Annotated in this window: 24 protein-coding genes, 2 pseudogenes and 1 riboswitch; of the genes and pseudogenes, 6 read left to right on the forward strand and 20 right to left on the reverse strand. The window is 66.1% G+C overall.

The features are described 5' to 3' along the window. Positions 1–577: methylated-DNA--[protein]-cysteine S-methyltransferase (locus MJ956_RS02880; protein WP_279327035.1), on the forward strand; the 577-nt coding region annotated here is incomplete at its 5' end. Between the two features lie 11 nt (positions 578–588). Here the strand turns inward: MJ956_RS02880 and MJ956_RS02885 are convergent. The 9 genes and pseudogenes from MJ956_RS02885 to rph all read right to left on the reverse strand — a co-directional run bounded on the left by MJ956_RS02885 (position 589) and on the right by rph (position 8,519). Beyond that, positions 589–1,209, reverse strand: coding sequence for a 2,3-bisphosphoglycerate-dependent phosphoglycerate mutase (locus MJ956_RS02885; protein ID WP_253962977.1), 621 nt, complete (start codon positions 1,207–1,209; stop codon positions 589–591). 51 nt (positions 1,210–1,260) lie between these two features. Continuing rightward, positions 1,261–2,076, reverse strand: coding sequence for a 4-hydroxy-tetrahydrodipicolinate reductase (gene dapB, locus MJ956_RS02890; RefSeq protein WP_253962978.1), 816 nt, complete (start codon positions 2,074–2,076; stop codon positions 1,261–1,263). 38 nt (positions 2,077–2,114) lie between these two features. Then, positions 2,115–3,935 (reverse strand): ABC transporter ATP-binding protein, encoded by a 1,821-nt coding sequence (locus MJ956_RS02895; protein ID WP_253962979.1) that lies wholly within the window; start codon positions 3,933–3,935, stop codon positions 2,115–2,117. A gap of 155 nt (positions 3,936–4,090) precedes the next feature. After that, positions 4,091–4,474 (reverse strand): YraN family protein, encoded by a 384-nt coding sequence (locus tag MJ956_RS02900; protein ID WP_253962980.1) that lies wholly within the window; start codon positions 4,472–4,474, stop codon positions 4,091–4,093. Then, positions 4,471–5,361, reverse strand: coding sequence for a 16S rRNA (cytidine(1402)-2'-O)-methyltransferase (gene rsmI / locus MJ956_RS02905; protein WP_253963001.1), 891 nt, complete (start codon positions 5,359–5,361; stop codon positions 4,471–4,473). The genes MJ956_RS02900 and rsmI overlap by 4 nt, the downstream gene beginning before the upstream one ends. Positions 5,362–5,366: 5 nt before the next feature. Beyond that, positions 5,367–5,879 (reverse strand): BrnA antitoxin family protein, encoded by a 513-nt coding sequence (locus tag MJ956_RS02910; protein ID WP_253962981.1) that lies wholly within the window; start codon positions 5,877–5,879, stop codon positions 5,367–5,369. Between the two features lie 80 nt (positions 5,880–5,959). Next, positions 5,960–7,156: a radical SAM family heme chaperone HemW gene (hemW, locus tag MJ956_RS02915; protein ID WP_253962982.1), complete on the reverse strand. Its 1,197-nt coding sequence runs from the start codon at positions 7,154–7,156 to the stop codon at positions 5,960–5,962. Then, positions 7,153–7,791 (reverse strand): annotated as a pseudogene (gene rdgB, locus MJ956_RS02920) (RdgB/HAM1 family non-canonical purine NTP pyrophosphatase). The gene hemW and the pseudogene rdgB overlap by 4 nt, the downstream one beginning before the upstream one ends. 2 nt (positions 7,792–7,793) lie before the next feature. Beyond that, positions 7,794–8,519 (reverse strand): annotated as a pseudogene (gene rph, locus MJ956_RS02925) (ribonuclease PH). Positions 8,520–8,697: 178 nt separating this feature from the next. Between rph and hrcA the strand changes: the two are divergent. Then, positions 8,698–9,810, forward strand: coding sequence for a heat-inducible transcriptional repressor HrcA (hrcA, locus tag MJ956_RS02930; protein ID WP_253962983.1), 1,113 nt, complete (start codon positions 8,698–8,700; stop codon positions 9,808–9,810). A 124-nt stretch (positions 9,811–9,934) separates the two neighbouring features. After that, positions 9,935–10,645, forward strand: a complete 711-nt coding sequence (gene grpE, locus MJ956_RS02935; protein ID WP_423724785.1) for a nucleotide exchange factor GrpE — start codon at positions 9,935–9,937, stop codon at positions 10,643–10,645. Positions 10,646–10,757: 112 nt separating this feature from the next. On the opposite strand, the gene folD is transcribed toward grpE, so the two are convergent. The 7 genes from folD to MJ956_RS02970 form a co-directional block, all read right to left on the reverse strand. After that, positions 10,758–11,675 carry a bifunctional methylenetetrahydrofolate dehydrogenase/methenyltetrahydrofolate cyclohydrolase FolD gene (gene folD / locus MJ956_RS02940; protein WP_253962984.1) on the reverse strand — a complete coding sequence of 306 codons (918 nt, stop codon included), beginning with the start codon at positions 11,673–11,675 and terminating at the stop codon, positions 10,758–10,760. A gap of 92 nt (positions 11,676–11,767) precedes the next feature. Continuing rightward, a complete protein-coding gene (locus MJ956_RS02945) occupies positions 11,768–12,250 on the reverse strand; it encodes a hypothetical protein (protein WP_253962985.1) in 483 nt (160 codons plus the stop codon). A gap of 21 nt (positions 12,251–12,271) precedes the next feature. Further along, positions 12,272–13,486 (reverse strand): agmatinase family protein, encoded by a 1,215-nt coding sequence (locus MJ956_RS02950; RefSeq protein ID WP_423724786.1) that lies wholly within the window; start codon positions 13,484–13,486, stop codon positions 12,272–12,274. Beyond that, positions 13,476–14,273, reverse strand: a complete 798-nt coding sequence (locus MJ956_RS02955) for an ABC transporter ATP-binding protein (protein WP_423724787.1) — start codon at positions 14,271–14,273, stop codon at positions 13,476–13,478. Before MJ956_RS02955 ends, MJ956_RS02950 begins: the two co-directional genes overlap by 11 nt. Continuing rightward, positions 14,270–15,091, reverse strand: a complete 822-nt coding sequence (locus MJ956_RS02960) for an ABC transporter permease (RefSeq protein WP_253962987.1) — start codon at positions 15,089–15,091, stop codon at positions 14,270–14,272. Before MJ956_RS02960 ends, MJ956_RS02955 begins: the two co-directional genes overlap by 4 nt. 25 nt (positions 15,092–15,116) lie before the next feature. After that, positions 15,117–16,184 carry a putative urea ABC transporter substrate-binding protein gene (locus MJ956_RS02965; RefSeq protein WP_253962988.1) on the reverse strand — a complete coding sequence of 356 codons (1,068 nt, stop codon included), beginning with the start codon at positions 16,182–16,184 and terminating at the stop codon, positions 15,117–15,119. Positions 16,185–16,287: 103 nt separating this feature from the next. Further along, positions 16,288–16,390: riboswitch (guanidine-I (ykkC/yxkD leader) on the reverse strand. Between the two features lie 204 nt (positions 16,391–16,594). Beyond that, complete coding sequence (locus MJ956_RS02970; protein WP_253962989.1) at positions 16,595–17,764, reverse strand: BaiN/RdsA family NAD(P)/FAD-dependent oxidoreductase; 1,170 nt, start codon at positions 17,762–17,764, stop codon at positions 16,595–16,597. A 533-nt stretch (positions 17,765–18,297) separates the two neighbouring features. On the opposite strand from MJ956_RS02970, the gene MJ956_RS02975 reads away from it, so the two are divergent. From MJ956_RS02975 to MJ956_RS02985, 3 genes are read left to right on the forward strand one after another with little or no spacing between them, the layout of a single operon-like run. Continuing rightward, positions 18,298–18,612: an ArsR/SmtB family transcription factor gene (locus MJ956_RS02975; RefSeq protein ID WP_253962990.1), complete on the forward strand. Its 315-nt coding sequence runs from the start codon at positions 18,298–18,300 to the stop codon at positions 18,610–18,612. 2 nt (positions 18,613–18,614) lie between these two features. Continuing rightward, on the forward strand, positions 18,615–19,079 hold the full coding sequence (locus MJ956_RS02980; protein ID WP_253962991.1) for an SRPBCC family protein: 465 nt from the start codon (positions 18,615–18,617) through the stop codon (positions 19,077–19,079). A 45-nt stretch (positions 19,080–19,124) separates the two neighbouring features. Next, entirely contained in the window at positions 19,125–19,541 is a 417-nt protein-coding gene (locus tag MJ956_RS02985) for a GFA family protein (protein WP_253962992.1), read from the forward strand. A 111-nt stretch (positions 19,542–19,652) separates the two neighbouring features. Here MJ956_RS02985 and MJ956_RS02990 read toward each other — a convergent pair whose 3' ends face one another. From MJ956_RS02990 to MJ956_RS03005, 4 genes are all read right to left on the reverse strand, one after another. After that, on the reverse strand, positions 19,653–20,186 hold the full coding sequence (locus tag MJ956_RS02990) for a BrnT family toxin (protein WP_253962993.1): 534 nt from the start codon (positions 20,184–20,186) through the stop codon (positions 19,653–19,655). A gap of 71 nt (positions 20,187–20,257) precedes the next feature. Continuing rightward, complete coding sequence (locus tag MJ956_RS02995; protein WP_253962994.1) at positions 20,258–20,803, reverse strand: winged helix DNA-binding protein; 546 nt, start codon at positions 20,801–20,803, stop codon at positions 20,258–20,260. Between the two features lie 2 nt (positions 20,804–20,805). After that, a complete protein-coding gene (locus tag MJ956_RS03000) occupies positions 20,806–22,113 on the reverse strand; it encodes a TRAP transporter large permease (protein WP_253962995.1) in 1,308 nt (435 codons plus the stop codon). Next, on the reverse strand, positions 22,113–22,649 hold the full coding sequence (locus MJ956_RS03005) for a TRAP transporter small permease subunit (RefSeq protein ID WP_253962996.1): 537 nt from the start codon (positions 22,647–22,649) through the stop codon (positions 22,113–22,115). The genes MJ956_RS03000 and MJ956_RS03005 overlap by 1 nt, the downstream gene beginning before the upstream one ends. Positions 22,650–22,669 lie beyond the last annotated feature (20 nt).

Genomic DNA, 22,669 nt, shown 5'->3' on the forward strand with positions numbered 1-22,669 from the left:
CCTCTTCGTCAAGCACGAGGCGCTGTCGCCGGGCGCCTACAAGGCGAAGGGCGAGGGAATCGCGCTCTCCTACGGCTTTCATGCAACACCCTTCGGCCTGTCGCTGGTCATCGCCACCGAACGGGGGCTCGCGGGCGTCGCCTTCGCCGAGCCGGGCGCTGCCGGTGAGGCCGAGGCGCTGGACGACATGCGCCGGCGCTGGCCGAAGGCGTCGTTCCGGCGCGACCAGGACGCGACCGCGCCGCTGGCCGCCCGTATCTTCGAGCCATCCAACTGGCGCGCCGACCGGCCGCTCCGGGTCGTCATGATCGGCACGGATTTCGAAATCCGCGTCTGGGAAGCGCTGCTGGACATTCCTGTCGGCGAAGCATCGACCTATTCGACCGTTGCCGAGCGGATCGGCGCGCCCAAGGCCGCCCGCGCCGTCGGCGCGGCGGTCGGCCGCAACCCGATCTCCTTCGTCGTGCCCTGCCACCGGGTGGTCGGCAAATCCGGCGCGCTCACCGGCTATCACTGGGGCATCACCCGCAAGCGGGCGATGCTCGGCTGGGAGTGCGGGCTGCTGGCGCGGGATTGAAGGGAGCGGGGTTACCCTTCCAGCACCTGCTTCTCCGCCACCGTGGAATCGGCGTTGAGCCGGTAGACGATCGGCACCCCGGTGGCGATCTCCTGGCCGACGATCTCCTCGCCGGTGAGGCCGTCCAGCGCCATGACGAGGGCGCGCAGCGAGTTGCCATGGGCGGCGACGAGCACGGTGCCGCCGGCGAGCACCTTCGGCAGGATGTCGTGGATGTAATAGGGCCAGACCCGGGCGCCGGTGTCCTTCAGGCTCTCGCCGCCGGGAGGCGGGGTGTCGTAGGAGCGGCGCCAGACATGGACCTGCTCCTCGCCCCATTTTTCGCGCGCGTCGTCCTTGTTGAGGCCGGAGAGATCGCCGTAGTCGCGTTCGTTGAGAGCGACGTCGCGGATCGTCTCGAGACCGGTCTGGCCGAGTTCCTCCAGCATCAGCGTCAGCGTGCGCTGCGCGCGCGACAATTCGCTGGTGAAGGCGATGTCGAAGCTGAAGCCGCCCGCCTTCAGCCGCCGGCCCGCGTCCTTGGCTTCCTCGACGCCCTTGTCGGTCAGGCCGGGGTCCTTCCAGCCGGTGAAGAGGTTCTTCAAATTCCATTCGCTCTGGCCGTGACGGACGAGGACGAGGGTTCGGGACATGAGAAAAGCCTTTATTCGCAAGGGATGGAGGACAGTTGCGGGTCCGATGTTCTAGTCGGCGAGCCCGAGGACGTCGCGCATGGAGTAGAGGCCGGGCGCCTGATCCTTGGCCCAGAGCGCGCCCCGAACGGCGCCGCGCGCGAAGATCGCCCGGTCGGCCGCAAGGTGCGAGAGTTCGATGCGCTCGCCCTCGCCGGCCAGGATCACCGAATGGTCGCCGACGACCGAGCCGCCGCGCAGGGTGGCGAAGCCGATCGCGCCCGCCTCGCGCGGCCCGGTGTGGCCGTCGCGGACTCTGACGCTGTTGTCCGCGAGCTTGACATTGCGCCCCTTGGCGGCCGCTTCACCCAGTAGCAGGGCGGTGCCGGAGGGGGCGTCGACCTTGTGCCTGTGGTGCATTTCGAGGATTTCGATGTCGAAGGCGTCCGGTCCCAGCGCGCGGGCCGCCTTTTCGACGAGGCCGGCGAGAAGATTGACGCCGAGGCTCATATTGCCGGATTTGACAATCCGCGCGGATTTCGCCGCTGCGGCAATATCGGCCTCGTCCTCCGCCGAAAAGCCGGTCGTGCCGATGACGTGGACCAGCCCGCGCTTGGCGGCGAGAGCGGCAAAGCCCGTCGAGGCGACGGGGACAGTGAAGTCGATGATGCCGTCGGCGCCGTCGAGGGCGGTGTTGACGTCATCGGTGATCGTCACGCCGAGATGGCCCGCGCCGGCGAGCGTTCCCGCATCATCTCCGAGCGCCGGTGAGCCGGAATGTTCGAGTGCGGCGTGGAGCCTGGCGCCTTCCGTCTCCTGGATGACGGAGACGAGTGTGCGGCCCATCCGGCCGGCGGCGCCGAGGACGACCAGTTTCGTTTCGCTCATCTCACCTCTCCGGCTGTACTCGATGCTGTCTCGGACCGTCAGGCGCGGATCGCGTCCGCGATCGCCTCCGCTCCAGGCCGGCCGTCATGTGTCTGCAGCCCATAGAAATGGGCATAGAGCCCATTCGGGCGGCCGACAAGTTCGTCATGGGTGCCCCGCTCGACGATCTCGCCGCCGTCGATGACCAGGATCTGGTCAGCGTTGACGATCGTCGACAGACGGTGGGCGACAACCAGCACGGTGCGGTTTCGCATCGCCTGTTCCAGGGCCGCCTGGACGAGCGTTTCCGATCGCGTGTCGAGGGCCGAGGTCGCTTCGTCGAGCAGCAGGATCGGCGCGTCGCGCACCAGGGCGCGGGCGATCGACAGGCGTTGCCGCTGGCCGCCGGAGAGCGACACGCCGCTTTCCCCGACCGGTGTGTCGTAACCCATATGCTGCGCGAGGATGAATTCCTCGGCCTGAGCGAGCCGCGCCGCTTCCTCGATCTCCGCGTCGCTGGCGTCGGGACGCCCGAGACGGATGTTGTCGCGGATCGTGCCCTCGAAGAGATACGGCGCCTGCGGCACATAGGCGATCTTGGAGCGAAGCGAACGTTTGGTGACGTTTCGGATGTCCTGGCCGTCGACCGTGATGCGGCCGTGCTCGACGTCGTAGAAGCGTTGCAACAGGGAGATGATCGTCGACTTGCCGCCGCCCGAAGCGCCGATCAGGGCGGTCGTCTTGCCGGCCGGCGCGGTGAAGTTCAGGTCGCGCAGCACCGGTTCGTTCGCATGATAGGCGAAACCGACGTCCTCGAAGACGATTTCGCCCCTTTCGACGACGAGGCATTGCGCGTCCGCCGGGTCCGACTGGTTTGGCTCGAGGTCGAGAATCTCGTAGATCATCTGCGCGTTGACGAGCGCGCGTTCGAGCTGAACCTGCAGCTTAGCCAGACGCCGCGCCGGGTCGTAGGCCAGAAGCAGCGCGGTGATGAAGGCGAACATGGCGCCGGGCGAGTAACCGTAGACGATCGCCCGGTAACCCGAATAGGCGATGACGCCGGCGATGGCGATGCCGGCGACGACCTCGGTGACCGGCGTCGTCCGTTCCGTGATGACGGCGATACGGTTCGAGCGTTCCTCCGCGGCGAGGATCAGATGTTCGATCCTTTCGCGCAGCGGCTTTTCCATGGTGAACGCCTTGACCACGGCGATCCCTTGCGCGGCTTCCTGCATCGAGCCCAGCACGCGGGCGTTGAGGTCGATCGACTGGCGCGTCGCCACCCGCAGCTTACGCGCGAGGCCCGCGATCATCAGGGCGATTGGCGGACCGGCGAGCAGGGCGATCAGCGATAGCAAAGGGTCCTGATAGACCATCACGGCGACGAGAAAGACCAGCGTCAGCAGATCGCGGGCGATCGAGGTGACGGTGAGGTTCAGCGTGTCGCGGATCCCGGCGACGTTCTGGTTGATGCGCGCGGCCAGATGCGCCGAGCGGTTCTCGCCGAAGAAATCGACCGACAGGTCGAGGAGATGGGTGAAGAGGCGCCGCTGGTAGCGCGCCACGATGTTGTTGCCGATCCGCGCCAGGATGACGCCCTGGCCGTAGGTTGCAAGGCCGCGCACGCTGAAGGCCAGAAACACGACGATCGGCAACGTGACGATCGCCGCGCGGTTCTGCAGCACGAAGATCTCGTCGATCACGCTGCGCATGATCCAGGCGAGGAAGGCGGTGGATGCCGCGACGAGGACCAGGCAGACGATGGCGATCGCGTACTGGCGCAGGAACAGCCGGCCGTTCTCTTCGATGATCCGCCTCAGCAGGCCGGTCACCAGGCCGCGCTCGGTGGGTTTCGTCAGGGAGATTTTATTGGTCGTCACGCCGGCGGCCGGCCTCGCTGTCTGTCGTTTCGGGATGGCTGCCCGGTCCTATAGAGCGCCGCACCGCCAATGCCTATCCGCGCGCGGCTCGAACAGCGGACGCAAGGGGCGGGTGAGACAATAATATCGCGCCGGTGGAAAGCGGAAAAGCGGCGTCAACCCCGCCCCTGCCAGGCGTGCGGGACATGGACCGGCCAGCGCCATGGCAGGACGGCGACGATATCGAAGCGCAACGACAGGCGCCCGTGATCGCGCTGGCGGGCGAGCCAGAGATCAGCCGCCGCCTCGATCCGTCGCCGCGCCACGGGCCCGACCGCGTCCATCGCCTCGCTCAATGTCCGCCTGACCTTGACCTCGACGATCGCGACCAGGTCGCCGCGCCGCGCGATGAGATCGATTTCGCCGCGTTTGGTGCGATGGCGCACGGCGAGGATGCGATAGCCCTTGAGGCGCAGCGCCCAAGCGGCGAGCCGCTCGCCGCGATGCCCCTTGCGAAAGCCCTGGCGCCGCCTTTCGGATGCGGGGGAAGCTGGACTCACGGCCCCTCCTTGAGGCTGAGGGCGCGCTGGTAGAGCTCGCGCCGGGGAAGGCCGGTGAGCCGGGCCGCTTCCTGCGCGGCCTTGGTCGGTTTCATCTCGGCCAGAAGCCCCAGGAGGATCGTGTCCGCGTCCTCGCTCCCGGCGGCCGCCTCCTCGTCCGGCGGGGCGACGCAGACGACGATCTCGCCGCGAACCCGTTCCATCTCGGCGAACGCGGCGGCGAGCTCGGCCAAGGTGCCGCGATAGACCGTCTCGAATGTCTTTGTCAGCTCGCGGCACACCGCCGCCTGCCGCGCGCCGAAGACCTCGGCCATGGCGGCAAGGCTGTCGGCGATGCGGTGCGGGGCTTCGAAGAAGACCAGGGTCCCGGGAACCCGCGCGAGATCCCGTAGCCTTGCGGCCCGCGCCTGTTCCTTCTGCGGCGGAAACCCGGCGAAGAAGAAGGCGTCCGACGGCAATCCGGAGGCCAGCAGCGCGGCGAGCGCCGCCGAGGCGCCGGGGATCGGGATGATCGGGATGCTCCGTTCGATCGCCTCCCGGACGAGCCGGTAACCCGGGTCCGAGACGAGCGGCGTGCCGGCATCGGACACGAGGGCGACCGACAGGCCCGCTTCGAGGTCGGCGAGGAGCGCAGCGCCGGCATCCTCGGCATTGTGCTCGTGATAGGCAAACATCCGCCGCCCGATCCCGAACCGGGCCAGCAGCTTCGCGGTGACGCGGGTGTCCTCGCAGGCGAGCCGGTCGGCTCCGGCGATGATCTCCAGCGCCCGCAGCGTGAGGTCGCCGAGATTGCCGATCGGCGTTGCCACGTGGTAACGGCCCGGCTCGGGTCGCGGCGCGGTCCGTTCGACGTCATGGATGCGATAGCGGCGGGGAGGATCGGAAATCCCGCTCACTTGCTGATCGCCCGTTTGAGCGTCTCGTCGATCCGGGTTTGCCAGCCGGGACCGGTGGCCTTGAAATGCGAGACCACGTCCGGGCTGAGTCGCAGGGAGACCGGAACTTTCTTGGCGGCCCTTTGCGCTCCGCGAGTGTTGCGGAACTGTGCGACGATTTCGGGCGGCAGACCCTGGTCGGCGGGCTTGGCCGTCCGGAAGTCCGCCTCGGTCCATTCGGGGTTGTCAGAGTCGGAAGCGCGAGGTTTAGGATGCTTGGACATACCGCTCGAACTCCTTGCGGTGGGCGCGGCGTAAACTGATTGGTCGCACCGATCCGGATCGGATCGGATCGTGAAGGCAAGGGAGTAAGCCTTTCCGTCGATCAGTCCGAATCCGCGATACCGGACTTCTCCGTAGTCCTTCCGCTCGTCCGGAAGGACCACCTTCAGATCCATGTCGGCGGCGCGACCCAATGAGATTCCGTGCTTGGCGATGTTTTCCTCATCCTTGGACGGATCGAATTCCACGAATGAACCTGTTGCCCAAAGACGGTATCAAACCTTAATCGTATATACGATTTGCGGGGAGCGACTGCAATGGCCTGACCTCACGCCAGATCGGCGACCACGGCGTCGAGGACCAGCATGCCTGCCGGTGTCGCCCGGATGCGGTCGGGGCCGAGCCGCTCGACCATGCCGTGGGCGCGCAGGTCGGCCTCGCTGGTCGCGTCGATGTCGCGGCCAGTCAGCCGGCGCCAGCGGGCCAGATCGATGCCCTCGGTGAGCCGCAGCCCCATCAGGAGCAACTCGTCCGCCTCCTCGCTCGGCGCCAGCAACTCGTCGACGACCGCACCGCTGTCCCACGACTCGACCATCTTTAGCCAGGTTTCGGGCAGCGGCTCGTTGGAAATGGCGTGGCGGCCGTCCGCGCCCATCAGCCGGCCATGGGCGCCGGGCCCGACGCCGGCGTAAAGACCGTAGCGCCAATAGGTGAGGTTGTGGCGGGATTCGGCCCCCGGCACGGCATGGTTGGAGATTTCGTAGGCCGGCAGGCCGCGCGCCGCAGTCAGGCGCTGGGTCGCCTCGTAGAGCTCGGCCGACAATTCGCCGTCGGGAACGATCAGCTTGCCGGCCTTGTGCAAGGCGAAGAAGGGCGTGCCCTCCTCGATGGTCAACTGGTAGAGCGACAAATGATCGGCGGCGAGATCGATCGCGCGTGTAAGCTCCGCCTCCCAGGCGTCGACGCTCTGGTCGGGCCGGGCATAGATCAGATCGAAGGACAGGCGCGGGAATATCTCGCGCGCCAGGCCGATGGCATGCAGCGCCTGCTCCACGTCGTGAAGGCGCCCGAGCAGCTTCAGGTCGCGGTCGTTCAGCGCCTGGACGCCGAGCGAGACCCGGTTGACGCCGGCCGCCCGGTAGCCGCGGAAGCGCTCGGCCTCGACGCTCGACGGGTTGGCTTCCAGGGTGATCTCGGCGCCGTTCGCGATGGTCCAGTTCGCGGCGACGGCGTCGAGTATTCGCGCGACCGTCGCCGGTTCCATCAGCGATGGGGTGCCGCCGCCGAGGAAGATCGAGGTGACGGTCTGGCCGGCCGAGCGCCGCGCCGCCTCGGCCAGTTCCCGCTCGAAGGCCGCCGCGTAACGGGCCTGGTCGACCGGCTTGTGGCGGACATGGCTGTTGAAGTCGCAATAGGGGCATTTGGCCGCGCAGAAAGGCCAGTGCACATAGACGCCGAAGCCGGGCTCGCGGGGAACCGGATCAAAGGCGAGGATGTCGCCGGTGGGGCGGGTCTGCTTCGTCATTCGACTCCGAGCGCGTCACGCGCGAATTTCTGGAACGCCCGCGCCCGGTGCGAGAGCGCCGTTGGCTGGCCGGGCTTCCAGGCGTGTTTTTCCAGCGACATCATCTCCCCGAAGGTGCGGTCCTGACCTTCCGGGAGAAAGATCGGGTCATAGCCGAAGCCGAGCGTGCCGCGCGGCGGCCAGACGATGGTGCCGGCCACCTCGCCGCGGAACAAATGCGTCTTGCCGGACGGCCGCGCCAGACAGAGGACGGCGACGAACTTGGCACTGCGCTTGTCGGGCGTCGTCGCCCCCGCGGCCTCCAGCTTTTCCTCGACATTGCGCATCGCCATGGCGAAATCCCGCTCCGGTCCGCCCCAGCGCGCCGAATAGATGCCGGGCTCGCCCCCGAGCGCGTCGACGACGAGGCCCGAATCGTCGGACAGCGAAGCAACGCCTGTCGCCCGCATGGCCGCCAGCGCCTTGATCTCGGCGTTTGCCTCGAATGTGGTGCCGGTTTCTTACGGATCGTCGAGGTTCTGGTCCTTCGCCGACGTCACGTCGAAGCCCAAGGGCTCCAGCAGTTCGCGGAATTCCCAGATCTTGCCGACATTGTGGCTGGCGACGAGAAGCGGCCCGTCATTCGGATCGATCAGTTTCACCGAACGGCCTCGAGCACGGCGCGCTGCATCGCCACGAGGTCGCCGATGCCGTTGCGGGCCAGTCCCAGAAGCGCCATGAACTCGGCCTCAGAGAAGGGCGTACCCTCGGCGGTTCCCTGGATCTCGACGATGCCGCCGGTGCCGGTCATGACGAAATTGGCGTCGGTCTCGGCGGCCGAATCCTACAGGTAATCGAGGTCGAGAACCGGTGTGCCCTTGTAGATGCCGCAGGAGATCGCCGCGACATGATCCGTCAGCACCTTGTCGCGCTTGACCATGGAGCGGGCTTCCATCCAGCCGAGACAGTCGGCGAGCGCCACAAAGCCACCGGTGATCGCCGCCGTGCGGGTGCCGCCATCCGCCTGAATCACGTCGCAATCGACGGTGATCGAGCGTTCGCCGAGCGCTTGCAGGTCGACGACCGCCCGCAGCGAGCGTCCGATCAGGCGCTGGATTTCCTGGGTGCGGCCCGATTGCTTGCCGCTGGCGGCCTCGCGGCGCATGCGCTCGCCGGTGGCGCGCGGCAGCATGCCGTATTCGGCGGTCACCCAGCCCTTGCCGGAATTCTTCAGCCAGCCGGGCACCCGCTCTTCCAGGCTCGCGGTGCACAGAACATGGGTGTCGCCGAACTTGACGAGACAGGAGCCTTCCGCGTGGCGCGAATAGTCGCGCTCGAGGCTGACGGGCCTCAACTGGTCGCCGGCGCGTTTCGATGGGCGCATGATGCCGTCCTGAATAATAGTCTTTGAAAGAAGGCGGTTACCGCCACGGGTTGTTCCGGGCTTGTATCGGCCATGCGGCGAGGCGGCAAGCCGGGCTCGTCGAGAGCAGGGCATTGCGGCTTGGCTCCGCCGGCCGGGATACCTATAGTTAGATCGTGCCCGAAGCGAACATCCAGCCATGACCGAATTCCGCTTGCCTGTCAGCGACTTGGCCGCCGCGGCCCCATTGGGTCTCGACGAGCGGACACGCGACATCTTCCGGCTGATCGTCGAGAGCTATCTCGACATCGGCGAGCCGGTCGGCTCGCGCATGCTGTCGAAGCTCTTGAGCAACGCGCTGTCGCCAGCCTCGATCCGCAACGTCATGAGCGATCTGGAGGCGCTCGGCCTGATCTACGCCCCGCATGTCAGCGCCGGCCGGCTGCCGACCGAGCTCGGCCTGCGCTTTTTCGTCGACGCGTTTCTGGAAGTGGGCGACCTCGGCGCCTCAGAGCGCGAGGAGATCGAGGAGAAGGTGCGGCTGTCCGGCGACGGCAGGCCGTTCGATTCGCTGCTGACCGAAGCCAGCAACCTGTTGTCCGGCCTCTCGCGCGGCGCCGGCATCGTGCTCACCGCCAAATCCGATCTGCGACTCAAGCATATCGAATTCATCCGGCTGGAGCCGACCAAGGCACTGGCGGTGCTGGTCGGCGCCAGTGGCGAGGTCGAGAACCGCATCCTCGATCTTCCGGCCGGCATCACCGCCTCGCAGCTTGTCGAGGCCGGCAATTTCCTCAACGCCCATGTCGTCGGGCGCACGCTCGGCGAAGCCAGCGAGCGCATCGCCCGGCTGAAGGACGAGACCGCGAACGCCCTCGACGTCCTGTCGCGCGAGCTGGTCGACAAGGGTTTGGCCGTCTGGTCCGGCGCCTCCGCCGACCAGCCGGCGCGGCTGATCGTGCGCGGCCGGGCCAATCTTCTGGAGAACGTCACGGCGGCGGAGGATCTGGAGCGCCTGCGCCTCCTGTTCGACGATCTGGAGACCAAGAGCGGCATCATCGAATTGCTCGGCCTCGCCGAAACCGGCAATGGCGTGCGCATCTTCATCGGCTCGGAGAACAAGCTGTTCTCGCTGTCGGGTTCCTCGCTGGTCGTCGCGCCCTACAGGGGCGGCACGGAGAACGTCATCGGCGCAGTCGGCGTTATCGGCCCGACCCGGCTCAACTACAAGCGCATCGTGCCGATGGTCGACTATACCGCCCGCATCGTTTCGCGGCTGCTCGCCAAGGGCTCCGCCGCGCGCGAGGGTTGATTTCTGCGTCCGGCAATTCGATATGCGGCCTCGATAACGATTTTTTCGCCGCAATCCGTGGTCGCCCGTCCGGCGATCCGAGGCAAAGCGTGTTGCGGCGTGGCCCAGATGAGGTGAAGGACGGATGGCGAGCGACAAAGACAGGCGCAATCAGGGTGTCTACCGCAGCGAGGCGGCGGAAGCGGCGGCGGCCGACAGGGCGGCGATGGCGGAGACCGAACGCGCTGCCGCCAACGCCAATGCCGAGTCCGACGCCGCGAGCGGCTTTGCCGATCCCGACGCGGCGGCCAACGCCGATGCCGCCCGCATCGCCGAACTCGAGGCCGAGAACGCCGACGTCAAGGATCGCCTGTTGCGGCTTGCCGCCGACATGGAAAATCTGCGCCGGCGCACCGAGCGCGAGATCAAGGACGCGCGCACCTACGCCGTCACCAGTTTCGCCCGCGAGATGCTGTCGGTCGCCGACAATCTGCGCCGCGCCATCGAGGCTGTGCCGGCCGAGGCCAAGGAACACGGCGACGACGGGCTCAACGCCCTGATCGACGGTATCGAGGTGACCGAGCGCGGGCTGCTGGGCACGCTGGAAAAGCATGGCGTCAGGAAGCTCGATCCCGAGGGCCAGCGTTTCGATCCGCATTTCCATCAGGCGATGTTCGAGGTGCCGAACCCGGAGGTTCCGAACAACACCGTCGTCCAGGTGGTGCAGGCGGGTTATGCGATCGGCGACCGGGTGCTGCGGCCGGCGATGGTCGGCGTCGCCAAGGGCGGTCCGAAGCAGGGCCAGCCGAAGCCGGACGAGACGGCCGAGGCCGGCACCGCCGAGGGCGCGGCGTAAAGCGCCTCCGATTGTTTTTGACCAGGTCCATGTGGCTTGCCGATCCGGCAATGCCGGGCTTTCCATGCCCCCCAAGCTTCTATGGCAGAAAGCGGCTGACGGCCTGCCCTGATCAAAACCCCGGCGGCGTCTTGCCGGCCGCGCGATAGGCCGCCGTCAGCGTGTTGGCCATCAGCATGGCGATGGTCATCGGCCCGACGCCGCCCGGCACCGGCGTGACCGCCGCGGCCTTTTCGGCTGCCGACGCAAAGGCGACGTCGCCGACGAGGCGCGTCTTCGGCTTGCCGTCGTCACTGAGGCCCTTTTCCGGTGCGGCGATCCGGTTGATGCCGACGTCGATGACGACCGCGCCGTCCTTCACGTAATCGCCGGTGATCATCTCGGGGCGCCCGACGGCCGCGACCAGAATGTCCGCGCCCCGGCAGACGGCGGGAAGGTCCTTGGTGCGCGAATGGGCGATGGTCACCGTGGCGTTGGCGGCGAGCAGAAGCTGCGCCATCGGCTTGCCGACGATGTTGGAGCGGCCGACGACGACCGCCGTCTTGCCCGACAGATCGTCGCCGACCACGTCGCGGATCAGGATCATCGCGCCGGCCGGCGTGCAGGGCACGAAGGCTTCGTCGATCGCGCCGGTCGACAGCCGCCCGACATTGGTAAGGCCGAAACCGTCTACATCCTTGTCCGGCGCGATCGCCTCGATCACCTTGGCCTCGTCGATCTGCCCCGGCAGCGGCAGCTGCACCAGAAGGCCGTGGATGGTCGGATCGGCGTTGAGCTCGCGGATCTTGCCGAGGAGCGCGGCTTCCGTGGTGTCGGCGCCCAGCACATGCTTGACCGACTTGAAGCCGCATTCCTTGGCAGTTCGCGCCTTGGAGCCGACATAGACCTGGCTGGCCGGGTCCTCGCCGACGATGACGACGGCGAGCCCCGGCTCGGTGCCAGTCTCATGGCGCAGCGCCTCGGCCGCGCGCTTCACCGCGTCGATGATTCGCGCCGCGCGCGCCTTGCCGTCGATCGTCTGTGCCGTCATGCCGTCCCCCCAAGTGCCGGTGCCGGGACGGTTCTAGGGCAGAGACAGGGTGCGGGGGAAGGGGGCCGGGGAAACGGCCGCCCCGTATCGGGCTATGACATCGCTTCCGTTTTCGGCTGAAGCGCCCGCGCTTCCTCGAACGACAGGCTGCGGACGGCCTTGCCATCGAAATAGACGAAGGCGAGGGATTCACGCCGGGACACCATCGCCGCCGGCAGTGGATCGTAGCGAAAGCTCTCGCCGCCGAGATGCGGCGCCAATGCGCCGATGTCGACGACATTTTCCTGCGCGACCCTGAGCAGGGACAGCGTACCACCGTCCCCGGCCACGGCGACGAGTGGAATTCCGGTCAGCCGCAGGAAACTGGTCGGGTCCTTGACGGCGGGAAAGGCGTCGGTGAACGCCTTCTCCACTAGATCGAAATCCGGCTCGTGAGTGTGATCGTCGGCCGGATGCGCGGCGTCCGGCTCATGCGGCGTTTGCCACTGGGCAGTCGCCTCGGTGTGGTTGTGGCCACGAGGCGTCCGTGGCGGGTCGAAGGGGTGGAAGTGGTCGTGATCGTGGCCGCGATGCATGGTCGGTTCTTCCTCTCGCGATCAATAGGTGACCGGCTTGTCGATGATGCCCTTGTGCTTTCCCATGTTGCCATGGGCAACCATCGAACCCAGCGCCTCGACGCAGACGCGGACGCCCATCAGCGCCGTGATGTCGGATGTGTCATAGGGCGGCGAGACCTCGACGACCTCCAGTCCGCAGATGCCGGGAGCGCAGACGAGGCCAAGGATCTTGAGCGCCTCGCGCGGCAGGAAGCCGCCCGGCTCGGGCCAACCGGTGCCGGGCACGAAGCCGCAATCGAGCGAATCGACGTCGAAGGAGACATAGACCGCGTCGGCGTCCTTCCAGGCGAGTTCCAGGGCGATTTCGGCGGTTTTTTCGAGGCCGTAGTTTTCGATGTCCTCGATGGTCAGGACATTGGTCTGACGGCGAAACGCCTCCTTGGCGCCGGGGCGCGGAACCTGCCAGCCGCCGATGCCGAGCTGCACGAGATTGACCGCCGGCACGTTCGGCAAATTAGTGGCCCAGAACCAGGGTGTCGTGTGCATGCGCTCGTCGAGATCCTTTTCCTGGATGTCGATGTGGCGGTCGAAATGAATGATGCCGATCCGCTTGGAGGTGCATTCGGCGATGCCGCGCACGCAGGGAAAGCCGATCGAGTGGTCGCCGCCGAGCATGATCGGCACCGCGCCCGACGAAAACACATGGCTGACGCCGCGCGAGATCTGGTCGAAGCTCTTTTCGAGGGTGCCGGGGATGGTGAACACGTCGCCGGCGTCGCACAGCGTCATCTGTTCGCGCAGGTCGACGCCGAGCTCGTAATTGTAGGTAGTGTAGAGCGACGAAATGCGGCGGATGCCCTGCGGTCCGAAACGGGTGCCGGGACGGTAGGTGGTTCCGCTATCGAACGGAATGCCGAGGACGGCGGCGTCGTATTTGCCGACGTCGCGGACGTTCTCGACATAGGGCGCCTTGAGGAAGGTGTTGATCCCGGCGAAATGCGGCAGTTCCCCGCGCGAAAAGGTCGGAATCGACTTGTCGGTGATCGAGTCGGCGCCGGGCAGTCCCATATCGAGCGCCCACTGGACTTCGCGCTTCCAGCCCTCGCCGGAAAGCTTGTCCTCGGCTTCGAGCGCCTTCCAGCCGCGGGTCGACTTGGCATCGAAATTCGGATGATGCGCGCGCGCGCGTTCCCATTGCGGCGAGCGCGCGCCGGCCATTCGCGTCGGGCGGGTCGGCTGTCGGTCAAGCATCATGTATCGTTGTCCTCGTTTTTGTCGCGGTGATGGCACGGACGGTCTGCATGTCCGGCGTCAGTCCCTCGCGGGTCTTCAGGGGGAGGTCGTAGGTGATGGTGGCGCCGTAGGCGGCGGGAAACTGCGGGTCGTGGCGGACCTTGTCGAAAACGATCAGCCGGGTGCCGAGATCGAACGCTTCCTGGATGTCGTGGGTGACCATGAAGACGGTCATGCCGGTCTCGGTCCACAGGTCGAGGAGCATCGCCTGCATGTCCTTGCGCGTTCCCGGATCGAGCGCGCCGAAAGGCTCGTCGAGAAGCAGGATGCGTGGTCGCTTCAAGAGCGCCTGGCCGATGGCGAGGCGCTGCTGCATTCCGCCGGAGAGCTGCGCCGGATAGCGCTCGCTTGCGTGCGCGAGGCCGATCTTGTCCATCATCCGCCCAGCCATGTCAGCGGCCTCGCGGCGACGGCGGCCGAACAGCCGGGCGAGCAAGCGTGACCCGTCGAACTCGAAGGGCAGCATGAGATTTTGGCGCACGGTGAGATGCGGGAACACCGAGTATTTCTGGAAGACCACACCCCGGCCGGGGTCGGGCTCGGGCGCGATAGCCGCGCCGTCGATGCTGATTTCGCCGGACGTCGGGGTTTCCTGGCCGAGCAGCAGCCTGAGGAACGTGGATTTGCCGCAGCCGGAGGCGCCGATGATGGTCACGAACGAGCCTTCGTCCACACCGAGATTGACGCGCTCCAGGATCGGTGCGTCGCCATAGGTGACGGAAATCTTCCGGGCGTCGAGGAAGCTCACAGGCGGTCCCCCGACAGATGCGCCCATGGAAACATCCGCCGCGAGAAAAACGCCAGCACCCGGTCGATGGCATAGGCGAGAACGGTGATCCAGACGACGTAGGGCAGGATCACATCCATCGCGAGATAGCGGCGCACCAGAAAGATCCGGTAGCCGAGTCCGTCGGTCGCGGCGATCGCCTCGGCCGAGATGAGAAAGATCCAGGCCGGAACCAGGCCGAGCCGAATGGCGACCAGAAGCAGCGGTCCCATGCGCGGAAAGACGATCCGGGTCGCGATCTGCCAGGTGCTGGCGCCGAGCGTCTGCGCCTTGACGATCTCCTCCTGTGGAATGTCGAGCACGCCTTGCGCGAGTGCCCGCGTCATCAAAGGCGCGGTCCCGACCACGACGAGGCCGATTTTGGCCGCTTCGCCGAGGCCGAGGACGATGAACAAGATCGGCAGGACGGTGATCGGCGGGATCAGCGAGAAGGCCGAGACGAAGGGCGAAAACAGCGCGCGAGCCGTTGGAAGAACCCCGATCAGCGCGGCCAGGACGAAGGCGAGCGCCGCCGCGATAGCGATGCCGAGCCCGAGCCGTTCCAGACTCGCCGCCGTATCCGTCCACAAGAGATAGTCGCCGGTGCGGTTGTCGGCGACTGCGGCCATCCGGTACATCGCCTCGCCGATCGCCTGCAGCGACGGCAAAAGCTTGTCGGCCGGATTGTCCGCCCGGCGAATGGCGCTGCCGATCGCATAGGCGCCGACCGCGACCGCGAAGGGCAGGGCGCCCAGCGCGATCGCCGTCGCACGGCTTGGCTTGAGATTGATCAGCCGCATGGCGTCTTGTGCCTCGCCACGGTTCTCACAGCGCCGCGTCGGCGGCCATTTTCATCACGCTCGGGTCGTAGCGCAGCTTGATATTGGCCGCGTCGCCGGTCGTCTTGTCGCCGGGATAGGCGATCCCGACGAAATCGGCGCTCGGCGCGCCCTGGCCGAGAATGCCGTGGTCGAACAGGAATTTCGACACGAACATCATCGTCTCCGGCAGCTTTTCGGCTTCGGTGAAGGCGATGGCGTCCTTGGGATCGTAGAACATCGCCGTCGTGGCGAGCTGCGCCTTGTAGCCGGCGAGATCGGTGCCCGACGCCTCGGCCATCGCTTCGAGCGCGGCCTCGCCTTCCGGCGTGTCCGACTGCATCAACTCCATGGTCTCGTACCAGGCGCCGACCAGCGCCTTGCCGAAGTCGGGATTGGCCTTGAGGGTCTCGGTGTTGACCACCATCAGATCGATGATCTCGCCGGGGATCTTTGAGGAATCGAAGACCTGGTGCGAATCCGGGGCGGCCGCGACCTCCGACAGGAGCGGGTTCCAGGTGACCACGGCGGTCACGTCCGGTGTCTGGTAGGCCGCCACGAGATCGGCGTCGGAGGTGTTGACGACGGTGATGTCGCGCTCGGACAGCTCGACGCTTTCGAGTGCGCGGGCGAGCAGGTAATGAGACACCGACAGTTCGACGAGGTTGACCTGCTGGCCCGCAATGGCGGCCAGTTGATCCTTGCCCTTGAGGACGATGCCATCATTGCCGTTGGAATAGTCGCCGACGATCAGCGCCGTCGTGTCGACACCGCCACCGGCCGGGATCGACAGGGCGTCCATGTTGGTCATGGTGCAGCCGTCGTACTGGCCGGCGGTGTATTGGTTGATCGACTCGACATAGTCGTTGATCTGCACGGCCTCGATCGTCAGGCCGTAGGTGTCGGCCCATTTCTTCAGGATGCCGGAATCCTGCATGTAGCCCCAGGGCATCCAGCCGGCATAGATCGACCAGCAGACGGAGAACGCGGTCTTCTCCTGGGCTTTGGCGACGCCGCTCAAAGGGGTTGCGGAAAACGTGACGGCAAGGGCCAGTCCGGCGAGGAGGCGTCTCATGGGCATCGTCCTTCTTCGTCGCTGCGACCGCCATGCGACCGCGTTCGAAAATTGACGCGAAGAGGACCGGGAGACAGCCCGCATCGCGCGGAACTGTGCGGCGTTCTCCCGGGATTTTGGCCCGCCGTGTCTCCCCGCAACTCACGGGGAGTGCGTCTCTCGGACCAGTCGCATCGCTCGATGCCGGAACCCTAGACGCACCGCACGCATGGGGCGAAGCAAACGGCGTGCCACATACTGAACGCCCGCCAGCCGCCGGTTGCTCACCGTGGCGGATCAACCGGCTGCACAGGATTCGATCGCGCGCTGCCTGAAAAGACGGCAGATGGGGAAATGTTGCTGCCTTAAGGGATGGACGAGCCCATCGCTGTGCCGGCCCAAAAAAGCATGGTCGGCGAGAGCGATCACCATCAACCGATGCGCGCGGCGATCGCCCGGCCGGCGGCGACGCCCGACGACCAGGCCCACTGGAAATTGTAGCCGCCGAGCCAGCCGGTCACGTCGACGGCTTCGCCGATGGCGTAGAGGCCCGGAACCCGGCGCGCCGCCATGGTTTTCGAGGAGAGTTCCGCCGTATCGATGCCGCCCGCCGTCACTTCGGCCTTGGCATAGCCTTCGGTTCCCGTCGGGCGGAAGGTCAGCCGCGTCAGGGTTTCGGCCGCGCGATCGAGCTCGGCATCGGCGATGTTGCCGAGTTCTTTCGCGATGCCGATGCGGGCTGCCAGCGCCTCCGCCAGCCGGTTGGGAAGCCGCTCGGCCAGCGCCGCTTTCAGATACGCGCGCGGCATCCGACGTCTGGCGCCTCGCAGCATCTCGGCGGCGTCCGCGACCAAAGTGAGCGCGACGGTCTCGCCGGGTTTCCAGTAGGACGAGATCTGCAGGATGGCCGGGCCGGAAAGCCCCTTGTGCGTGAACAGCGCGGCCTCCTCGAAAGCCCTGTCGACAACGCGCGCCACGACCGGGCAGGCCACCCCGGAAATCTCCCGGAACAGCATCTCGTCCGGGCCGAGGGTCAACGGCACCAGCGCCGGGCGCGGCGTGACGACATTGAGGTCGAAGCGCCTGGCGATCTCATAGGCCTTGCCCGTCGCGCCCATTTTCGGGATCGAAGGGCCACCCGTCGCTATGACCAGTTGCGGCGCAATCGCATTTCCGACCCGGAAGCGCCCGTCGGCATGGCCGATCTCGCCGATCTGCGTGGACAGCCGGATCTCGACGCCGCCGCGCTGGCATTCGCCCACGAGCATCTCCACGATCTGCCGTGCGGACCCGTCGCAGAACAGCTGTCCGAGGGTCTTTTCGTGCCAGGCGATGCCGTGCTCTTCGACCAGCGCGAGAAAATCCCACTGGCTGTAGCGGCTGAGCGCGGATTTGGCGAAATGCGGGTTTTCGGAGAGGAAGCAGGCGGGCTCCGTCTCCCGGTTGGTGAAATTGCACCGCCCCCCGCCCGAGATCAGGATCTTCTTGCCCGGCCTGTCGGCGTGATCGATGAGAAGAATCCGCGCGCCGGCCTGCCCCGCCGTCGCCGCGGCCAGCAGACCCGCGCCGCCCGCGCCGAGGATGATCGCATCGTAGTCCATGCCGGCCTTCTACCGGGGAGCGATGACGGCGTGAAGCGCGGCCCGGACCCGATCGGTCACGCCAATCTCGCTGATGATGGCGACGGCCGACCCCCAGGCTTCATGCCAGCCGCAGTGTTGAGCGCCTCGGCCGCTCCCTTCACCGAATCATGATCCGCGCCGCGCGTGCATTGCCGTCGATCCGCTGCGCCGTCATGCCGGCTGTTCCCCAAAGTGCCGGGGTCGGGCTGGTTTTTAGAGCGGAGGGCGGGTGTGAGGACAAGGGGGCGGATAGGGGGGCACTCGGACTGATAAGCTGGAGGCACACAGAGCAGTAGAGCGGAAAAGACGGAAGAAAAAAACCGGGAAAGGCGTTGGCCCACCCGGCAGCAAGGTCGATGCCGAGAACGAGCGGCGCCCAGACCGGCTCCGACGCGGGCGCGTCACGAACGAAAGAGGCCGGGTTGGTTCAATTTCTGCTCAAGGGGACCAAGTTGTCATTTGACATGCAGGTAAATACCTGCATTATTTGTTGTCACAGACGAGTGAGACCGATGGACACGGACAAGATTTTCAAAGCGCTCAGCGATGAGACACGCAGACAGCTGCTGGACCGTCTGTGTGAAAAAAACGGACAGACACTCGGCCAGCTTTGCGAAAACCTCGACATGGCCCGGCAATCCGCCTCACAGCATCTCGGAATTTTGGAGGCGGCGAATTTGGTGAGCACAGTGAGACGTGGTCGGGAAAAGCTGCATTTCATTAATCCCGTGCCGCTGCACGCGGTCTACGAACGGTGGGTACGGAAATTTGAAACTCAGCGGCTCAGCCTGCTGCACGATCTGAAGAAAGAAATCGAAGGAGAGTGATAATGACCAAAGAGACGACGAGCTTTGTATACGTGACCTATATCGCATCGACGCCGACGAAAGTGTTCGAAGCCATCACCAAACCGGATGTCGCACGGCGCTACTGGGGCCATGATAACGTCTCCGACTGGAAGCCCGGATCGCGATGGGACCATATCCGCGACGATGACGAGCAGGCCGTTGAAATCGTCGGCGAAGTCATCGAAGTTTCGCCGCCCAACCGTCTCGTCATCACTTGGGCGAATGCATCGCAAGCCTCCGATCCGGCGAGCTACAGTCGGGTGATTTTCGAGGGTGAGGAATATGACAACATGGTGCGGTTGACCGTCGTCCACGACGAACTCGAAGTTGGCAGCGGCATGGCAGCCGGAATCAGCAAAGGGTGGCCACTTGTTCTCTCCAGCCTGAAATCGTTTCTAGAAACCGGTAGCGGCATTGACCTTTCCGCTAAGCCGAAAGCGGCCTGAACCGCCGCATTGCCGATCACAAAGTCTGCCGACAGGAAAACGACAATGACCAAGCTCTATACCGGCGGATGCGCGTGTGGCGCTGTCCGCTACGAAACGAGCGGCGAACCCATCGTCGAGAACCACTGCCAATGCCGTGATTGCCAGAGACGAAGCGGCACGGGACATGGATCTTATCTGACCTTCCCGCAGCGAGCCGATGTAACGGTAACTGGCGAAGCGGAAAAATGGCGGGTAGCGGGCGACAGCGGGAACGAAAAGGTCCACGCATTCTGCCCAACCTGTGGAACGCCGGTCTATTTGACATTCGTCGGGATGCCAGACCTGATCGCAATCCACGCGTCCAGCCTTGACGATCCAGGCCAATTCAAACCGCAGATGGTCACATACAGCATCCGCGGCGAGGCTTGGGACACGATTGATTCCTCGCTGCAGAAATTCGAGCGAATGCCACACAGATAAATTCTGCCGGGCGCATTACGAAACTGCAGACAGTGGTGGTGGGTCCAAGGGCTCAGAGCCGGTCATCCAACGCTTTCGTTCGGCTTATGGGTCCTGACCCGGGTCGTCCCCCTACGCCGCTGAGCGCGACTTGACATACGCCTCCAGGATCGCGGCCATGCGGGTGGTGTAGCCCTTCGGGTCCTGCGCCTGAAAATACGCCTTCACCTCCGGCGACACGCGCATGGTGACGGTCGGGCGGGTGCGCGGCTCGACAATCCGGGCGTGCTCCCAGAAGGCGGCGTCCAGTTCGGGAATGTCGCTCGTATCGATTTCATGGTCCGGGGTGTCGCGAAAGCGACCCCTCGGGCGGTTCGGGTCAGTCAGGGAGCGTCTGACCGAGGGCTTGTCGGAATCGCTGTCGCTCATCTTGCCTCGCTTTGCGGGCGGATATGATCCGCAATCGGGCCTCCCGCACCGTGTCACGACGAGAAGGACGGTTCCGGCGGTCTCGCCGATCACGCGGAAGCGCGTTTCGCCATAGTCGCGCCGATCATCTTCGCTTTCGAGGGTGAAGCCTTCGAAAATGCCGATGGCATGGTCGAAATCGATTCCGTGCTTCTCGAAATTGATGGCGTCCTTGGCGGCGTCCCACTCGAAGTCCATTTCGCGCCTGTTGTCTTACAAAAAATCTTACGGATCAAGTTCGTCCGCGCCGTCCGACGGCGCGCACCCCCTCACAAGCTCGCGGCCGTGCGCGCCGCCTGGTCGTAATGCCCCGACAGCACCCGCATCAGCCGGGCGACGCTCGACATCGCGTCGGGCGAGATGCCCAGCTCCCGGGCGCCGGCGACGAGGATGCGCTCGCGCAGCTCGCGATAGCGCAAGCACGCCGCTTCGCCTTGCGGTGTCACCGAAATCAGCCGTTCCTTGCCGGATTTTTCGCGCGAGACGAGGCCGCGGGCCTCGAGCTTCCTGATCGCATAGGTGGCCAGATGCGTATCCTCGATGCCGAGCACGAGGCAGATGTCGGCGAGGCGCTTGGCCCTGCCGCGATGGGTGACCGAGTGCAGGACATTGACCTCGGTTGCCGTCAGGCCCGGCTCGCCCGCCGCCGTCATGCAGCGGACCACCCAGCGATCGAAGGCGTGGCTGACGAGATGCAGGCCGAACTCGACCTCCGACAGCGCCGGCAACGCGCCGTCGGCCAGATGCGCCGAGGAGACGATCGGGCCGATGCCGTCTGCGGCGGTCGCGGGTGCTTTCGGATCGTTCGTCGCCATTGTCAGCCTCCCGAAAACATCGTGCGCGGCAGAAACAGGGCCAGATCGGGAAACAGCGCCAGCAGCACCACCATCAGGGCGAGGAGGCCGAAGAACGGCGCCGTCGCGGCGGCGATCTTGAAGATGTTCTGGCCGGTCAAGCCCTGGATGACGAAGAGGTTGAAGCCGACCGGTGGGGTGATCTGCGCCATTTCGACGACGATGACGAGATAGATGCCGAACCAGACGAGGTCGAAGCCGGCCTGGGTGACCAGCGGCATGATCACCGAGGTGGTGAGGACCACCATCGAAATGCCGTCGAGAAAACAGCCGAGCACCATGAAGAACAGCGTCAGCGCGGCAAGCAGCGCAAAGGGCGACAGCTCCAGCGAGCCGATCCAGCTCGCCAGCTCGCGCGGCAGGCCGGTAAAGCCCATGGCGGTGGTGACGACGGCGGCGCCGGCGAGGATGAAGGCGATCATCGCCGAAACGCGCGTCGCGGCCATCAGCCCATCGCGGAAACTCGGCCAGTCGAGCGCGCCTTGCGCCGCCGTGATCACCAGCGCGAGGACCACGCCGATGACGGCGGCCTCGGTGGGCGAGGCGATGCCGCCATAGATCGAGCCGATGACGCCGGCGATCAGCAGGATGGTCGGCAGGATGCGGCGGAAGGAGCGAAAGGCGCTCTCGGTGACGATGACGTCGGCCGCGCCGGGCATCAGCGCGGGTTTCACGGTCGCCGCGAGTGCGACATACCCCATGAACATCAGACCCAGCAGGACGCCCGGCACCACCCCGGCGATGAACAGCCGGGCGATCGATTCCTCCACCGCCGCGCCGTAGACGATCAGGATGATCGAGGGCGGGATCAGCAGCCCCAGCGTCCCGGCGCCGGCGAGCGAGCCGACGGCGATCTTCTCGTCATAGCCGCGGCTTTTCAATTCGGGCAGCGAGATCTTGCCGATCGTCTGGGTCGTCGCGGCGGACGAGCCGGAGACGGCGGCGAAGATCGCGCAGCCGACGACGTTGACGTGGATCAGGCGGCCGGGCAGCCGGCGCATCAGCGGCGCGAGCCCGGCGAACATGTCCTCCGACAGCTTCGAGCGGAACAGGATCTCGCCCATCCAGATGAACATCGGCAGGGCGGTCAGGTCCCAGGAGATCGAGGCCGACCAGATCGTGGTGGCGAGAATTTGCGCGTCGGGCAGCACCGGCCGCGTCATCAGCGCGGCCAGCGCCGTGAGAACCAGCGCCAGCGCGACCCAAAGGCCCGAGGCGAGGGCGCCGAACAGAACGACAAGCAGGAGGATGGAGACTTCGAAGAGACCCATCAGAGCCCGCCCCCGCTGCCGGCGATGCGGTCCTGCCCGGCAAAGGCGAGCGCCGCCTCGTCGATAAGCGCGATGGTGAAGACGGCAAGACCGAGGGCGAGCACGGACTGGGGCAGCGCCGTCGGCACCGCGATCATGCCGTAGGAAACGTCGTTGAATTCGAGGCTCTTCAGGGCAAGCGCCCCGGTCGCATAGGTGCCGAAGCCGGCGACGCCGGCGCCGAGAAGCGCGACCAGGCCGTCGACGATCTGGCGGGCGCGGTCCGGCAGCCGCGCGGTGACGAGGTCGACACGGATGTGGACGTTCTTCGCCAGCGTATCGGCCAGGGCGAGGAAGGTCGCGCCGGCCAGGAGGAATCCGGCGATCTCGGCCAGCGACGGCACGATGAAGCGGGTCGGGGTCAGGCCGGCGAAGACGAGTGTGTAATCGAGGATGCGGGCGCCGATCTGCAGCGCGACGAGGACCGCGATCGCGACGAGGCAGAGCGCGGCGAGGGCGCCGGCCAGGGTATAGAGCGTATCGAGGGTTCGGCGCATCGACGCTCCTCGGGAGGGCT

It is taken from the genome of Aurantimonas marianensis (genome assembly GCF_024195285.1).
Classification (GTDB): domain Bacteria; phylum Pseudomonadota; class Alphaproteobacteria; order Rhizobiales; family Rhizobiaceae; genus Aurantimonas; species Aurantimonas marianensis.

Excerpts from the sequence above, each read along its gene's own strand:
- MJ956_RS02885 (WP_253962977.1), bottom strand. The coding sequence starts at position 1,209 with ATGTCCCGAACCCTCGTCCTCGTCCGTCACGGCCAGAGCGAATGGAAT.
- dapB (WP_253962978.1), bottom strand. The coding sequence starts at position 2,076 with ATGAGCGAAACGAAACTGGTCGTCCTCGGCGCCGCCGGCCGGATGGGC.
- hemW (WP_253962982.1), bottom strand. The coding sequence starts at position 7,156 with ATGACGAAGCAGACCCGCCCCACCGGCGACATCCTCGCCTTTGATCCG.
- hrcA (WP_253962983.1), top strand. The coding sequence starts at position 8,698 with ATGACCGAATTCCGCTTGCCTGTCAGCGACTTGGCCGCCGCGGCCCCA.
- grpE (WP_423724785.1), top strand. The coding sequence starts at position 9,935 with ATGGCGAGCGACAAAGACAGGCGCAATCAGGGTGTCTACCGCAGCGAG.
- folD (WP_253962984.1), bottom strand. The coding sequence starts at position 11,675 with ATGACGGCACAGACGATCGACGGCAAGGCGCGCGCGGCGCGAATCATC.
- MJ956_RS02945 (WP_253962985.1), bottom strand. The coding sequence starts at position 12,250 with ATGCATCGCGGCCACGATCACGACCACTTCCACCCCTTCGACCCGCCA.
- MJ956_RS02950 (WP_423724786.1), bottom strand. The coding sequence starts at position 13,486 with ATGATGCTTGACCGACAGCCGACCCGCCCGACGCGAATGGCCGGCGCG.
- MJ956_RS02960 (WP_253962987.1), bottom strand. The coding sequence starts at position 15,091 with ATGCGGCTGATCAATCTCAAGCCAAGCCGTGCGACGGCGATCGCGCTG.
- MJ956_RS02965 (WP_253962988.1), bottom strand. The coding sequence starts at position 16,184 with ATGAGACGCCTCCTCGCCGGACTGGCCCTTGCCGTCACGTTTTCCGCA.
- MJ956_RS02970 (WP_253962989.1), bottom strand. The coding sequence starts at position 17,764 with ATGGACTACGATGCGATCATCCTCGGCGCGGGCGGCGCGGGTCTGCTG.
- MJ956_RS02975 (WP_253962990.1), top strand. The coding sequence starts at position 18,298 with ATGGACACGGACAAGATTTTCAAAGCGCTCAGCGATGAGACACGCAGA.
- MJ956_RS02980 (WP_253962991.1), top strand. The coding sequence starts at position 18,615 with ATGACCAAAGAGACGACGAGCTTTGTATACGTGACCTATATCGCATCG.
- MJ956_RS02985 (WP_253962992.1), top strand. The coding sequence starts at position 19,125 with ATGACCAAGCTCTATACCGGCGGATGCGCGTGTGGCGCTGTCCGCTAC.
- MJ956_RS02990 (WP_253962993.1), bottom strand. The coding sequence starts at position 20,186 with ATGGACTTCGAGTGGGACGCCGCCAAGGACGCCATCAATTTCGAGAAG.
- MJ956_RS02995 (WP_253962994.1), bottom strand. The coding sequence starts at position 20,803 with ATGGCGACGAACGATCCGAAAGCACCCGCGACCGCCGCAGACGGCATC.
- MJ956_RS03000 (WP_253962995.1), bottom strand. The coding sequence starts at position 22,113 with ATGGGTCTCTTCGAAGTCTCCATCCTCCTGCTTGTCGTTCTGTTCGGC.
- MJ956_RS03005 (WP_253962996.1), bottom strand. The coding sequence starts at position 22,649 with ATGCGCCGAACCCTCGATACGCTCTATACCCTGGCCGGCGCCCTCGCC.